At 69.2% G+C, this 14,563-nt stretch carries 9 protein-coding genes; 2 read left to right on the forward strand and 7 right to left on the reverse strand.

All coding sequences use genetic code 11. The annotated features are described in order from the left end of the window. Positions 1-46 precede the first annotated feature (46 nt). The gene (locus OG702_RS04795; protein ID WP_327287624.1) at positions 47-1,048 is read right to left on the reverse strand and encodes an ABC transporter substrate-binding protein; all 1,002 of its coding nucleotides are present in this window, start codon (positions 1,046-1,048) and stop codon (positions 47-49) included. A 212-nt stretch (positions 1,049-1,260) separates the two neighbouring features. Between OG702_RS04795 and OG702_RS04800 the strand changes: the two genes are divergently transcribed. After that, positions 1,261-2,463, forward strand: a complete 1,203-nt coding sequence (locus tag OG702_RS04800) for an IS110 family transposase (protein ID WP_327287625.1) — start codon at positions 1,261-1,263, stop codon at positions 2,461-2,463. Between the two features lie 337 nt (positions 2,464-2,800). Here OG702_RS04800 and OG702_RS04805 read toward each other — a convergent pair whose 3' ends face one another. Both OG702_RS04805 and OG702_RS04810 read right to left on the reverse strand, forming a co-directional pair. Next, positions 2,801-4,252, reverse strand: coding sequence for a glycoside hydrolase family 6 protein (locus OG702_RS04805; RefSeq protein ID WP_327287626.1), 1,452 nt, complete (start codon positions 4,250-4,252; stop codon positions 2,801-2,803). A gap of 207 nt (positions 4,253-4,459) precedes the next feature. Beyond that, the gene (locus OG702_RS04810) at positions 4,460-5,758 is read right to left on the reverse strand and encodes an RICIN domain-containing protein (RefSeq protein WP_327287627.1); all 1,299 of its coding nucleotides are present in this window, start codon (positions 5,756-5,758) and stop codon (positions 4,460-4,462) included. 770 nt (positions 5,759-6,528) lie between these two features. Here OG702_RS04810 and OG702_RS04815 point away from each other — a divergent pair. After that, positions 6,529-8,958, forward strand: coding sequence for a ricin-type beta-trefoil lectin domain protein (locus OG702_RS04815; RefSeq protein ID WP_327287628.1), 2,430 nt, complete (start codon positions 6,529-6,531; stop codon positions 8,956-8,958). A 122-nt stretch (positions 8,959-9,080) separates the two neighbouring features. On the opposite strand, the gene OG702_RS04820 is transcribed toward OG702_RS04815, so the two are convergent. The 4 genes from OG702_RS04820 to OG702_RS04835 all read right to left on the reverse strand — a co-directional run bounded on the left by OG702_RS04820 (position 9,081) and on the right by OG702_RS04835 (position 14,125). Then, the gene (locus OG702_RS04820) at positions 9,081-10,835 is read right to left on the reverse strand and encodes an amylo-alpha-1,6-glucosidase (protein WP_327287629.1); all 1,755 of its coding nucleotides are present in this window, start codon (positions 10,833-10,835) and stop codon (positions 9,081-9,083) included. Between the two features lie 67 nt (positions 10,836-10,902). Next, on the reverse strand, positions 10,903-11,664 hold the full coding sequence (locus OG702_RS04825; protein WP_327293088.1) for a carbohydrate ABC transporter permease: 762 nt from the start codon (positions 11,662-11,664) through the stop codon (positions 10,903-10,905). 116 nt (positions 11,665-11,780) lie between these two features. Continuing rightward, entirely contained in the window at positions 11,781-12,770 is a 990-nt protein-coding gene (locus tag OG702_RS04830; protein WP_327287630.1) for a carbohydrate ABC transporter permease, read from the reverse strand. Positions 12,771-12,871: 101 nt separating this feature from the next. Beyond that, entirely contained in the window at positions 12,872-14,125 is a 1,254-nt protein-coding gene (locus tag OG702_RS04835; RefSeq protein WP_327287631.1) for a sugar ABC transporter substrate-binding protein, read from the reverse strand. Positions 14,126-14,563: the final 438 nt, after the last annotated feature.

Here is a 14,563-nt window from a genome sequence, read left to right on the forward strand (position 1 = left end):
CGCGGAACGGGACTCCCCCCGTGGCCCGGGAGAACCGTGGAGGCTGTCAGTACTTGCGGTCCGGCAGCGCCGCCGCGGCCTGGTCCGCCGTGTAGTCGCTCTCCTTGGTCTTGATCCAGCGGGGCAGCGTGGATCCCTTGCCGGCGTGCACGGTCTTGACGGCATCCATCAGCTGCGGGCCGAGCAGGGGGTTGCACTCGACGATCGCGTTGATCTGCCCCTTCGACATCGCCACGAAGCCGTCGTGCACACCGTCGACGGACACGATCTTGATGTCGGTCCCCGGGGTCTTGCCGGCCGCCTGGATCGACTGGATCGCGCCGATGGCCATGTCGTCGTTGTGGGAGAAGAGCACATCGATGTCCGAATGTGCCTGCAGGAAGGCCGCCATCACCTGCTTGCCGCCCGCCCTGGTGAAGTCCCCGGTCTGGCTGGCGATGATCGTCCACTCCGGATGGCTCGCGTGCATGATCTTGGCGAAGCCCTTGGCCCGCTCGATCGCCGGAGCGGCGCCGGTGGTGCCCTCGAGCTGCGCGATCTTGACCGGCCCCTTGTGGCCGGCGAGGACCTTCTCCAACTGGTGCGCGGCCCGCTCCCCCTCGACCTCGAAGTCCGAGCCCACCAGGGTGACATAGAGCGAGGGGTCGGACGTCTCGACCGAGCGGTCGGTGAGGATCACCGGGATCCCGGCGGCCTTCGCCTCCTTCAGTACGGCGTCCCAGCCGGTGACCACCACTGGGGAGAACGAGATGACGTCCACCTTCTGGGCGATGTAACTGCGGATCGCCGAGATCTGGTTCTCCTGCTTCTGCTGGGCGTCGGAGAACTTGAGGTTGATCCCGGCAGCCTTGGCGGCCTCCTTCACCGACTGGGTGTTGGCCGCGCGCCAACCGCTCTCCGACCCCACCTGGGAGAAGCCGAGGGTGATCTGCTTGCTCCCGCTGCCGGAGCCGGTCGTCTTGGCCGGGTTCTTCTTCGCACACGCCGCGAGCACGCCCGCGGCCGAGACGGCCGCGCTCGCGGTGAGGAAGCCGCGTCTGTCGATCATGTCTGCTCCGTAAGTTGTTAGGCGGCCCGGGAGGGCCGGGTGTGGCTGATGTCTGCTTGCCTTCAGTGGCTTCGAAGGAGTGGCCGCCCGGCTCTCCGGGGCGCCCTGGCTGCTGATTGAGATATGCGCGCTTTGTGCGGTCGCTGATTACGGAGATGACAGCGGGGTGTTCCTCGGGCCGACGGCATGCCGTGCGGAGCGAGGAGGGGCAGGTGAGTGATGGAAAGGCCCAGGCCTGGGCGGGCGTTGACGCGGGGAAGGGGCACCACTGGGCGGCGGTGGTCGACGAGACCGGCACGACACTGTGGTCGAAGAAGGTCGTCAACGACGAGTCGGCGATCTTGACCGCGCTCGGCGAGATCCTCAACCTGGCGGACCACGTCCACTGGCCGGTGGACATCTCCGGGACGTCCTCCGCGCTGCTGCCGGCCCTGCTCGCGGCGCACGGTCAGCAGGCCGTCTACGTGCCCGGCCGAACGGTCAACCGCATGTCGGGCGCCTACCGGGGCGAAGCAAAGACCGATGCCCGCGACGCCTGCGTCATCGCCGAGACCGCCCGACACCGCCGGGACTTCGCCGTGATCGACGTCCCCGCCCAGCCGGCTGCCGATCTGGCCCTGCTGACCGCCCACCGGTCCGACCTCGCGGCCGACCGGGTGCGGATGATCAACAGGCTCCGCGACGTGCTGACCGGTGTCTTCCCCGCCCTTGAGCGGGCCTTCGACTACTCGGCGCACAAGGGCGCCCTGGTCCTGCTGACGGGTTACCAGACCCCGGCAGCCATCCGGCGCCGCGGCCGGGCACGGCTGGCAGCATGGCTCGCCAACCGCAGCGTCCGCAGCGCCGACGTGGTCGCCGCGACCGCTCTGGAGGCCGCGGAGGCCCAGCAGACCGCGCTTCCCGGCGAGGGCGTCGCCGCGCAGATCGTCGCCGACCTCGCGGCGCAGATCCTGGCCCCGGACGACCGGCTGAAGAGGATCGACAAGCAGATCCGTGAGACGTTCCGTGCCCACCCGCAGGCCGAGATCATCGAATCCCTGCCCGGTATGGGACCGATCCTTGGGGCCGAGTTCATCGTCGCAGCCGGCGACCTCCCGGCCTACGCCGACGACGGGCATCTGGCCTCGGCGGCCGGGCTGGTTCCCGTCCCGCGCGACTCGGGTCGCCGCACCGGCAACCCGCACCGGCCCCAGCGTTACAGCCGCCGCCCGCGCAGGGTGTTCTACATGTCGGCGCAGACCAGCATCATCCGCGAGGGACCGAACCGGGACTTCTACCTCAAGAAGCGCGGTGAGGGCTGCAAACACGTCCAGGCCGTCATCGCCCTGGCACGCCGACGAGCGAGCGTGCTCTGGGCACTGCTGCGTGACGGACGGACGTTCACCTCCGCCCCGCCGGTCACGCAAACGGCTTGACTTCATCATTGAGACTCCTTCGGGGAGTTCGGGTGGGATCGGTGGCGTCCGGACAGTTCCACCGGTGAGAGGGTCGGGTGAGCGCTAACAGGGCATGCCACCGTGCCGGCACCACCGTGCGGCCGGAGTTCGGCCGCGACACAGCCGTACTCCCCTCCTTCCGCATCGGAAGGGTCCAGGGACCGCGAGCCGGGCGGGGATCGCCGGACAGTGAGCGTTAACATCTCCCCCTCCTCTCGGGTGCGCAGGTCACGGCTTCTGCGTGATCTCGGTGGGGATCGACCGCGGCCCGGCCCGGGAGGACCCGGGTCGGCAGCCGCGGTCGATCGGGGGCAGGTCAGGACACGGTGCAGGCGCCACCGTTGAGGGTGAACGCGGAGGGCGAGGTGGTGCTGGAACCCGTCCCCTGGAAGCCGAAGTTGGTGGAGCCGCCCGCCGGGACAGCCCCGTTGTAGCCCAGGTCGGTGGCGGTCACGGCCGTGCCCGACTGGCTGGTCCTGGCGTTCCAGGCGTTGGTGATCTTCTGGTCGGCGGGGAAGGTCCACTTGAGCGACCAGCCGTTGACGGCAGTGCTGCCGGTGTTGCGCACGGTCACGTCCGCGGTGAAGCCGCCCGTCCAGGCGCTGGCGATCTTGTAGCTGACCGAGCAGGCCGCGCCCGCTGGCGGGGTGGTCGTGGGCGGAGTCGTCGTCGGCGGAGTGGTCGTCGGCGGGGTCGTGGTCGGCGTGGCTGTGGGCGAGGCGGGATCCGACGCTCCGGCGGACGCCAGCGCGTAGGCCACGTCCGGCAGGAAGGTCCCCGCGGCCCCGGCGCAGCCGTCCGCCTCTCCCGGCGGCTTCACCCAGAGGAAGGCGTCGATGGACGCGTCCCCGGTGTTGGTCGTGGGGTAGGTGCCGATCGCCCGGCCGGACGGGTCGCACCACGCCCCACCGCCGGCCGGACCGTTGCCGTTGCGGCTGGTGTCGACCACGGCGTGCAGATTGGCCGGATTGCCCAGCGAAGCCAGCACGTTCTTGGCGAAGTTGACCTCGTTCGCCGTGGTGTTGAAGTTGGAGACGTTGGTGAACAGGCCGTCGGCGTTGCTCAGGATGCCGGCGCTGCGCAACCGGTTGGCCTGTTCCGAGGCGCTGTTCCAGGCCGAGTGGCCCCCGTCCAGGTAGACCTTGGCGTTGGGGGCCGCCGCGTGGATGACGGCACCCGCCCGGGAGAGCGAGGCGAACCGGTCGGCCTGCTGCTGCGCGGACAGGCAGGTGGTCAGGGCGATGGAGTCGGGTTCCAGCACGATGATCGACCGGCCGCTGCCCAGCCCGGCGGCGAAGTTGCGCACCCAGGTGTCGTACGAGGACAGGTCCGGCGCGCCGCCGGCGGAGGCGCCGCCGCAGTCGCGGTTGGGGATCTCGTACACGGCCAGCACCGGCACCTGTCCAGCCGCGGCCGCGGCCGTTGTGACCGTCCTGACGTCGCTGGTGACCGTGGAGGGGCGGTAGTTGGAGAACCAGATCGCCTGGGGCTGGCTGGCGATCCGCCGGGCGATGACCGGCTGGCGCGAGTCGCCGGAATTGGCGGCGACCCAGCGGACGACCTGGGAGTCGGGGTCCTTGTAGAGCTGGGTCCCGGCCGGGATGCTGCCCTGCGCCGCGGCGCCCGCGGTGATCTCCGTGCCCAGCACGATACCGGTGGCGGCGAGACCGGCCGCCAGGCCGAGCGCCGTGGCCTTGCGCAGCCGCGGGCCGCGCGTGGGGGCCGTGGCCGCCTCGGGCGGTCCGGGGGTGCCGATGGGGGGTGTCACAGGTGTCCTCCGTGCTCTCGTGGGGGGAGAGGGTCGGCCCTCGGGGTGGGGGTGAAGGCCGGATGTGACGGCAGTGGGAGCGCTCCCACATACCCGGTCGAGCCTAGCCAGCCGGACGAGGGTGCGTCATCCCCCCTGCGCGTTCCATTTTCACCTTCAGCAACGCGCCCCCAACCGGCTCCCGGTGGCGATCCCGCGCGGCCCCGCCTACTGGCGGGTCCACTGCTGGTTGCTGCCGCCGTTGCAGGTCCAGAGCTCGACCAGCGCGCCGTTGGCGGTGGCGCCCCCCGAGACATCCAGGCACAGGCCGGAGAGGACGTTGGTGATCGTGCCGTTGCTGTTGAGGTTCCACTGCTGGTTGGCGCCGCCGTTGCAGTCGTAGATGGTGACAGCCGTACCGGCCGCGGTCCCGTTGCCATTGGCCTCCAGGCACTTGCCGCTGTTGGAGACCACCAGCTCCTTGGCGGAGTTCGGGGTCCACGACTGGTTCGCCCCGCCGTTGCAGTCCCAGATCTCGGTCCGGGTCGCGTTGGCGGTGCTGCTGTTCGGCACGTCCAGGCACCGGCTCGAACCCACCCCGCGCAGCGCGTTGCTGCCACCGCCGGTGGCGCCGCCGACGACACCCGTGTCCGTGTCGATGGTCCATGACGCGTTGCAGGCGACCGAGGCGTTGGTGCCGCTGACGTTCAGCGGTTCCCAGACGTAGCGCGAGTCGCTGAGGTTCCCGGAGTTCCAGCGGTCGCCGAGGAAGAGGTAACTGGTGGTACTGGAACCGGCGATCGGGACGATCGCTGTGGTCTGGGAGTTGCAGGTGTTGGTGCCGGCGGGCGCGAAGCTTTTGAAGGACGACCAGGTGCCGCCGATCGAGCCGGCGGTGGCGTACTGGTTGTCGTTGGTCGACCAGCCCGTCAGGTGCGAGCCGAAGATGTAGTAGGTGCCGCCGATCTTCGCCATGGCCGGCGCCTCGTACTGGTTCAGGGTCTTGACCAGAGAGGACACGCTGAGAAAGTCCGGCGAGAGCTGGTAGATCTGCAGCTTCGCGTTGGTTCGGTCCTCGCTCATGAAGTAACCGGTGCTGCCGTCGAGAAAGAGGTTGTCGTCCAGGCTGTCGTGGCCCAGCGGCTTGGAGCTGCCGCGGTAGGTGTAGGTGCCGCAGACACTGGTGCTGGTGGCGACGCCCGCCTTCCGCTCGGAGTAACCGGCGTTGTCGATGTGCATGTACATCACATACGTCGATGTCGAGGCGTTGTAGATCACGTGCGGGCGCTCCACGACCCGGTTGGGCCCGAGGTCACCACTGGACTGCCGGGTCAGGACGTTGCGGACGAACGTCCAGTTCTTGAAGTCGGTCGAGGAATAGCACTTGATGTTCTGGAACGGCGACCCTGCGGTCTTGTCCTCGCCCAGCCAGTAGTACGTGCTGCCGACCTTGATGATGCCCTCACCGTGCGCCTGGATCACGTTCCCCGAAGTGTCGTACGCCACCGCGCCGGGGTAACTGGTCACGGTCGCAGCCGATGCGGTCTGCGTCTGCGTCACAGCGAGAAAAAGGCTGAGCGCTAATACGAGAAAGGCCATCGCCCGTTCCAGGCCGGCTTTCCTTCCGCTGCGCTCAATTGCGACTGGGCCCCTGCTCCCTGGCGATCGCGTTCTCATTGATGCGTTCCTTTCCGTAGGAGAGGTGCCGTCGGCCGGGCTGGTGCCGCTCCCTGCCAGGGTCCGCAGGTGGGTCCGCCGCGCCTCAGGGGCCGGCGGCGGTGCGAACGGGGTGTGGTTGTGGTGCCGTTGGCGAGGATCCGGTGCACGGTCCAGCCGTTGACGGCGGAGCTGCCGGCTGCGGAAACGGGTCGGCTCCGACGGCGGCACTTTGCACCCGGGGGCACACGGTGTCAACCCTCGCCGCAGCCGGCGCACCTGCCGCGGCTGAGCCGGCACCGACCGTACCGGGGGAACGTCGGCGGCGAGCGACCTGCAATAACGCACTCAATCAAACATGGTCGAACAACAGGGTCGGACAAAACCCTTGACCCGCCCTCACCGCGCTCCTACGATCGGCCACCGCCGGGCAACAGAGAGCCCAGATGCACCGGCCATCACAGAGCACACCAGGCCGACGGGCAACCACGACACACACCACAGCCGCAGCCCACCCCCGCCCATGGGAGCGTTCACAACCACGTGGGCCGCTGGAACAGAACCTGGACAGGCACCGGCGGTCCGGCGCAGGCACCTCGGCCGACCACCTGGGCCGCACCTCAGTAAAGGATCGGTGGCAGATGGACAGATCTCGATGGCGACCGCGCCGAGCGACCTCCGGCAGACGATGGTTGCGTCTCGGGCTGGCGCTCCTCCTCAGCAGCGTCGCCGGCGCCGGCACCGTGGTGGCGGCCGCCCCCGCGGCCCAGGCGGCCACGGCGATCACGGTCAACGGCGGTTCCACCGGACGGGCGTTCGACGGGGTGGGGGCGATCAGCGGCGGCGGCGGCAACTCCCGGCTGCTCATCGACTATCCCGCCACCCAGCGCGCACAGATACTGGACTACCTGTTCAAGCCGGGCTACGGCGCCGCGGTGCAACTGCTGAAGCTGGAGATCGGCGGCGACGCCAACTCGACCGACGGCGCCGAGCCGAGCATCGAGCACGCGCGCGGCGACGTGAACTGCAACGTGGGCTACGAGTTCTGGCTCGGCGAGCAGGCGGTGGCACGCAACCCGAACATCAAGCTGGTGGCCCTCCCCTGGACCGCGCCCGGCTGGATCGGCAGCGGCAACTTCTGGTCGACGGACATGATCAACTACGACATCCAGTGGCTGGACTGCGCCAAGCAGCACGGCCTGCCGATCAGTTACATCGGTGGCTGGAACGAGCGCGGGCACAACAAGACCTGGTACGAGAACCTGCGCTCGGCCCTCGACTCCCACGGATACAGCGGCGTGCAGATCGTCGCCGACGACAGCTTCGGCTGGGCGGCCGCGGACGATGCCCAGAGCGACCCGGCGTTCAAGTCCGCCGTCGGCGTGATCGGTGCCCACTACCCGTGCGGCTACCTGGGCGACGCCACCTCGTGCTCGTCCAGCTCCAACGCCGTGGCGTCCGGCAAGCAGCTCTGGGCCAGCGAGTTCGGGTCGCAGGACTACATGACCGGCTCCGGTCCGTACATCCGCAGCATCACCCGCGGATATCTGGACGGTCAGATGACCGGCTTCATCAACTGGCCGCTGGTGGCGGCGCTGACTCCGAACCTGCCCTTCAACACCGACGCGCTGGCCGTGGCCTCCTCACCGTGGTCCGGCGCGTACTCGCTCGGCAAAAGCCTGTGGGCGAACGCGCAGGTCGCCCAGTTCACCCAGCCCGGCTGGCGCTTCCTGACCGGTTCGGCCAGCGGCTACCTCGGCGGCAACCGCAACAACGGCAGCTACATCTCGTTGAAGTCCACCAACAACACGGACTACTCGACGATCTACGAGACGACCGGCGCGAGCGCCGCGCAGACAGTGAACGTCAACGTGACGGGCGGGCTGAACACCAGCACCGTCCACGTGTGGTCCACCAATCTGGGCTCGTCGAACCCGGCCGACTGGTTCGCCGAGCAGTCCGCCATCACGCCCACGGGCGGCAGCTACTCGCTGACGCTGCAACCCAACCGGATCTACTCGGTGACCACCACCACCGGCCAGGGCAAGGGAACGGCAGCCGGCCCGGCGGCAGCGCCACTTGCGCTGCCGTACACCGACTCCTATGACGCCGACGCCTCCCGCAGCGAGGCGAAGTACTTCTCCGACATGCAGGGCTCCTTCGAAGTACGCCCCTGCGCCGCGGGCAGGACCGGCCAGTGCCTCCAGCAGGTCACGCCCGCGCGGCCGATCGAATGGCAGGACGACAGTGACGCCTTCGGCCTGGTCGGTGACACCTCCTGGAGCAACTACAAGGTCAGTACCGACGTGAACCTCCAGCAGGCCGGCACCGTCACGCTGCTCGGCCGGGCGAACACCCAGCTGCGCCCGCAGTCGCACCAGGCGGCCTACGAGCTGCGGTTGAGCAACACCGGAGCCTGGTCGATCGTCAAGAGCACCACCTCCGGCACGCTGACCACCCTCGCCTCAGGCACCCACGCCTCGCTGGGACTCAACACGTGGCACACGGTCTCGCTCAGCTTCAGCGGCAGCCAGATCAGCGCCACCCTCGACGGCGCCGCACTCGGCTCGGCCTCGGACAGCTCGTACGCCAGCGGCCAGGTCGGACTGGGCGTCGTCGGCTACCAGACCGACATGTTCGACAACCTGTCGGTCACCGCGACAAGCGGCGGCGGGGGTGGTGGCAGCACCGGGCCGATCAGGGGGCAGGCGTCGAGCCGATGCGTCGACGTCCCCAACGCCACGCAGGCCAACGGCACCGTCACCGAGCTCTGGGACTGCAACAGCGGCACCAACCAGATATGGACGCTCACCTCCGCCAAGCAGCTCACCGTCTACGGGACCAAGTGCCTCGACGTCAACGGGCAGGGCACGGCCGACGGGACGGCGGTCGACATCTACGACTGCAACGGCGGCGCCAACCAGCAGTGGACCGTGAACTCCGACGGGACGATCGTGGGGACCGGATCGGGCAAGTGCCTCGACGCCACGGGCGGCGCCACCGCCAACGGCACCCTGCTGGAGATCTGGACCTGCAACGGCGGCGCCAACCAGAAATGGTCCCGCAGCTGAGGTAGCAGTGGCGCCCCAGGGGGCCGGCTCGCCTCCACTCGGATCATGAGGCGGGGACAGCTCAGGCTGTCCCCGCCTCGTCCGCGGGCCGGTGGACCCTCACCCATCTGATCCGGCCCGCGTCACGGGCCGGCCGGCGAGGTGCCCGGTGCCGGCGAGGTGCGCCGGTGATGGTCGTCGGCCAGCAGCAGGTAGCTGCTGGCGGTCCAGGTGTAGGCGCGGTCGCGCAGCCCTTCGCCGGTGAGGGCGTCGAAGTTCTCGGCGAAGCCGGATTTCTCGCACAGGGCCCGGAACCGGTGGCTGATGTCGTCCGCGAGGTCGGTGTGGCCGGTGCGGCGCAGGCCGTCCTCGATGAGGACGGTGGCCGGAGCCCAGATGGGGCCGCGCCAGTAGCCGTCGGACTCGTAGTGCGGCGAGTCGATGTGCTCGGTGGCCAGGCCGTGCGGGGTCAGGTGCGAGGCGATCCGCTCTGCGAGGCGGTCGCCGACGGCGCGCGGTAGCCGCTCGCCCAGCACGATGGGCATGAGGTCGAGCAGGCTGCGGCTGGCGGACGCGTCGGGGGAACGGGGAGCCCGGCTGCGGAACCGGTCGCCGGACCACAGGTCCTCAAGCAGGGCGTCCTGGAGCTCGTCCGCGGTCCCCCGGTGCCGGGCGGCGGCCTCGGCGTCCCCGACGTCAGCGGCCAGCGCGGCCAGCTCCGCCAGTTGGAGGATGAGGAACGCCGCCAGGTCGGCGGTGATCAGCACGCGCCGGCCGTCGAAGGTCGTGGCGTTGTCCCAGCCGCTGTCGTTGCCGTGCTGGTAGTGCGGCAGGCGCTGGCCGGGCGCGGTGCGGGCTCGGAGCCAGAAGTCGGTCCACCGCCCGAGCCGGCGGTAGGTCTCCGCCAGTTCGCCGGGCTCCGGCAGGCGGGGAAGGCGTTCGCGCAGCCGGCGAAGTGTCCAGCCGTGGATGGGCGGCTTGACGAAGTTGTACAGGACCTCGGAGTGGGTGACCGAGTCGGGCAGGGCGCCGGTCTCGTCCTGGTGGTCGAAGGGGGTCTGGAACTGGTCCCACGCGAGGTCCGGCAGGCCCGGAGCCAGCGCGAGGGCGTTGAAGCAGTGGTCCCAGCTCCAGACCTTGTCCATCCAGTGCTTGGACATCAGGACGGCGGGACGCCGCAGGAAACCGGCCGGACGCACCGTCGCCGACCACATGACGTAGGCCGCCAGTTCGGCAGCGGGCGCCTTGGCGGCCGGAAGAGGAGCCACAGCGTCGGCGAAGTCGCGGAACGCCTCCGCGTGCGAGGCCGCCGCGGCGGCGAAGGCCCCCGGAGCGGTGTAGGGCTGCCTTGCGCTGTCGATCTCCTCGATGACGGCTTCCCAGCCGGCCGGCCCGGACAGGACCAGCCGGCGGTCGGCGCCGCCAAGGCCCTCGAGTCCTGCCGCGGCGACCACGCCGGTCAGCAGCGTGACGCGGTAGCGGCGGCCGGTCTCGTAGGAGGTGAACTGGTGCGACCCGTCGACGGGGTCGCGGTAGAGGTAGGTGCCGGTGAACGACGTCAGTTCCCGGTCCGCGGGGGTGATGTCGAGGTCGAGCTGTTCACCGCGCAGCCGGACGGTGTCGGCGCTTTCGTAGACCAGCGAGATCCGGCCGCCGTCGGCCTGCCAGACCAGCGTCGTGGGTGTCGCCTTCCAGACGGTCTCCGCCCTCTCACCCGTGACCGGATCGAGCGGTACGAGGCGCAGGACCGCGTGCATGCCGTTCTGGTGGGAGACCAGATGCAGGTCCTGTGCCCGGGTGTGCTGAGAGGTGACCGGCGAGATGTTGAACCACGATCCCTGGCGGCTGAACGGTATCTCCTGGATCGCGAACGCGTGGCTTTCCGGGTTGAGGGTCACTGGTGGGAGCTCGATCCTTTTTCGGATGTGGGCGCTTCGGCCATGGCGGCGTGAAAGGGGATGCCGGTCAGTCCTTTACGGCTCCGGCCGTGACGCCGGCGGCGACGTAGCGCTGGGCGAGGACCAGGATCACGGCGGCCGGCAGCGAGGCCACGACCGCGGTGGCCATGATGGCGTTCCACTCCTGGTTGTTGTTGCCGATGTAGTGGTAGATGCCCAGGGTGATCGGCTGGTGGGCGCCGCCGCTGTCCAGCGTGCTGGCGAAGACGAAGTCCGACCAGGACCACAGGAAGGCGAAGAGCGACACGGTGATGATCGCGTTGCGGCTCATCGGAAGCACGATGGACCAGAAGACGCGCAGCGATCCGGCGCCGTCCACCCTTGCGGCCTGCAGGAGTTCCGCGGGGATGCCGGACATGAACGCGGTGAAGATGAGCACGGCGAACGGCACGGCCAGGGTGGAGTCGGCCACGATCAGGCCGGGAACGGACTGCAGGAACCCCAGGTTGAGGTAGATGGCGTAGAAGCCCATCGCCATGATGATCCCGGGGATCATCTGGGCGACCAGCATCAGGAAGCTGACAAGCCCTCCGCCGCGCGGCCGCAGTCTGGCCAGCGCGAATCCGGCCGGTGCGGCGAGGAGGACGGTGACCGCGACCGTGCCCAGCCCGATGGCCAGACTGGTGCCGAGGTAGGGCAGTTGCTGGTCGAACACCTCTCGGTAGCCCTTGAGCGTGATGTGCACCGGGAAGAGGTTCGGCGGGGATTTGCGCATGTCCTGGTCGCGGGTGAGGGAGACGTTCACCATCCAGTACACGGGGAAGAGCATCACGGCGGTGAACAGCAGGCCCAGCGTTGTCTTCCACCGGGAGCCGTGCCGGCCGCGGCGGCGGCGTGGCTCGCGTACGGGGTGAAACGCACGGGCGGCCGCGTCGGCGTGGGCACTCACGGATTGACCTGCTTTCGCTGGGTGCGGATGTACACCAGGCCGAAGACGAGGGCGATCACCACGAGGAGGTTGCCCACCGCGGCTCCGGGGCCGAACTCCGGCAGCAGGTTGCCGAAGCCGAGCCGGTAGGACCAGGTGGCGAAGGTGGTCGAGGAGTCGCTGGGACCTCCCCTGGTCATGATCCAGATGATGTCGAAGACCTTGAGCGTGTAGACGAGCCCCAGCAGCAGGGTGATCGCGGAGACCGGGCGCAGCAGGGGGAAGGTCACCTGCCAGAACCGCTGCCAGGCGTTGGCTCCGTCGATGGCCGCCGCCTCGTTCAGCGATGCGGGGATCGCCTGGAGGCCGCTGTAGAGGACGACCAGGTTGAAGGGGATCCCGATCCAGATGTTCGCGATGATCACTGACGCCAGCGACCACGAGGGAGAGGTCAGCCAGTTCACCGGCCCGATCCCCAGCCGGCCGAGCGCGGCGTTGGCGATCCCCGACTCGCTGTTGAGCATCCACGACCAGGTGGACGCGGACACGATCAGCGGTAGCAGCCAGGGCACCAGGAAGAGCGCGCGCAGCGTGGCCGACAGCCGGAAGTGCTGCGTGAAGAAGACGGCCAGGGCCAGCCCGATGGCGTACTGGAAGACGAGGGAGACGCCGGTGAAGAGCACCGTGTGTGCCAGGGCCGGCATGAAGGTCGGGTCGTCGAAGACCTTCCGGTAGTTCTCCAGGCCGGTGAAGGGTGCGTCGCCCTGCACGAAGGAGCGGACCGTGTAGTTGCGCAGTGACAGGTCCAGGTTGCGGTAGAGCGGATAGGCGTAGAAGGCGCCGAGGTAGATCACGACGGGGGCCAGAAAGCCCCAGGCGGCCCACTGCTGCGAGCGCGGCCTGTGCGGACGCGGGCTTTGCACCCCGGCTCGGGGGGAGGCTGTGGTGCCAGGTCCCGTTCCGCCGGACGCCGCGGGGGCGTCCGGCATCGGTGCGGTGCTGTTCATCGATGGTGCGGTCCTTCGCTGGGCAGGCCGGCCGGCAGCGCGGGCGGGGCCGTTCGTCCCGGCCCCCGCCCGCGGTGCGGGCCGATGGCCTGGGTCGGGAACTATTTGGCGGCTGAGGACTGCGCGGCGGACAGAGCGTCCTTCGGCGACTTGGACCCGGTCAGTGCCGCCTGCACCGCACCCCACAGCTGTTCGGAGATCTTGGGGTACTTCGTGCCGAGGTCGTCGCTGGTGCGCCCCTTGGCCGCCTGCACCGCCTGAACCCATATCTTCAGCTCGGGGGTGGCGGCGGCCTGCTGGTCCTGGACCTGCTTCGTCGGCCCCACGTAGGACAGTGTCGTGTCGGTGGCCAGCAGGTTCTTCGCATTCGTCAGGCAGGTCACGATCTTGTCCGAGGCGGTGTAGCGGCCGGTGTCCTTCTGTACGGGCACCGTGACGAACTCACCACCGGTCGGCGCGGGTGCGGTGCCGCCGGCCGCCGCGGGGATGGCGATGGTGCCGTAACCGAAGCCGGCCTTCTTGGCGTTGGCCATCTGCCAGGTGCCGTTCTCGGCGAAGGCGTACTGCCCGGTGGAGAACTCCTGCCAGCTGGTGGTCTGGGTGTTGTTGATGACGGAGTTGGGCGCGTAGCCCTCCTTCAGCCAGTCCTTCCAGAGCGTGACCGCGGAGACGGCCTGGTCCGAGGAGAGGTCGGTCAGCTTCGCCCCCGCCCCCCAGAACCAGGGCAGGAACTGGAAACTGCCTTCCTCGGTGCCGATCGCGGAGAACGTGATGCCCTTCTTGCCCGCGGCCTTCACCTTGGCCAGGGCCGCGTTGAGCGTTGTCCAGTCCTTGATCGAGGCCGGATCCACGCCGGCGGCCTTCAGGACGTCCTTGTTGTAGTAGAGCGCCAGGGTGTTCGCCCCGATGGGCGTGCCGTAGGTCTTGCCGCCGCTCTGGCCCGCGGCCAGCAGGTTCGGCTCCGCCTGGGAGGTGTCGAGCTTGTTCTCCTCCGCGGTGGTGAGCACGCCGGCGTCAGCGAGCGTGGAGACGACGGGATTGTCGACGATCAGGACGTCAGGAGAGTCGCCCTGCTGCGCCGCGAGCAGCGTCTTGTTGGTCAGATCCGTGGTGTCGAAGCTCGTTCGCTTCACCTTCACACCGGCCTGGCTGCCACAGCTCTCCAGCAGCTTCACCCAGTCAGAAGTACCGTCGAACTGCGGGTACGGGTCCCAGACGGTGTACGTGCCACCGGCCGCGGTCGATCCTGACGACCCGTCCGAGGACGACGACGATCCGCACGCGGTGGCTGCGGACCCCGCCACCAGGGCGGCCAGCGACGCGACAACGAACCGCCGCCGGGCGGAAGTATTCATGGCGCTTTTCCCTTTCGCTTGGTTGCCCGGTCCGCGGCTGACGACGGCGGCGCCGCTCGCGGCTGCGCGACGGGGCGAATCACTGTGTCCGCGAATCGGTTCGACTGCGAACGTAGAGCCCCCGCACATGACCGTCAAGACTGCTGCGGCGACCTTCCGATCGACCCGTGCCTGACCGCCGCCCGGTAGCACGCGCTGAGCAGTGTCCGACCCGGCGGCCGGTCATGACTGCCGACCCAACTACCGGGCACCGACATCGATTCGGCGGCCCATCACCCCCGGGGCCGGAGGTACGGCAGCTGCGGGCGGTTGGCAGGCAACACCTCATTGACCGTGCCGACCTCCGGCCGTAACATCCGTCGAACCGATTCCCACCAATCGGTTCGACCTGTCTCCAGATCTCGCGTCCCGCCACATCCCGCCACGTCCCGTCACGGT

Source organism: Streptomyces sp. NBC_01198 (assembly GCF_036010485.1).
Lineage (GTDB): Bacteria > Actinomycetota > Actinomycetes > Streptomycetales > Streptomycetaceae > Actinacidiphila.

What these genes read in the sequence shown, in the direction of transcription:
- OG702_RS04825 (WP_327293088.1), bottom strand. Translation starts at nt 11,664, where the DNA reads ATGCTCTTCCCCGTGTACTGGATGGTGAACGTCTCCCTCACCCGCGAC.
- OG702_RS04835 (WP_327287631.1), bottom strand. Translation starts at nt 14,125, where the DNA reads ATGAATACTTCCGCCCGGCGGCGGTTCGTTGTCGCGTCGCTGGCCGCC.
- OG702_RS04815 (WP_327287628.1), top strand. Translation starts at nt 6,529, where the DNA reads ATGGACAGATCTCGATGGCGACCGCGCCGAGCGACCTCCGGCAGACGA.
- OG702_RS04795 (WP_327287624.1), bottom strand. Translation starts at nt 1,048, where the DNA reads ATGATCGACAGACGCGGCTTCCTCACCGCGAGCGCGGCCGTCTCGGCC.
- OG702_RS04830 (WP_327287630.1), bottom strand. Translation starts at nt 12,770, where the DNA reads ATGAACAGCACCGCACCGATGCCGGACGCCCCCGCGGCGTCCGGCGGA.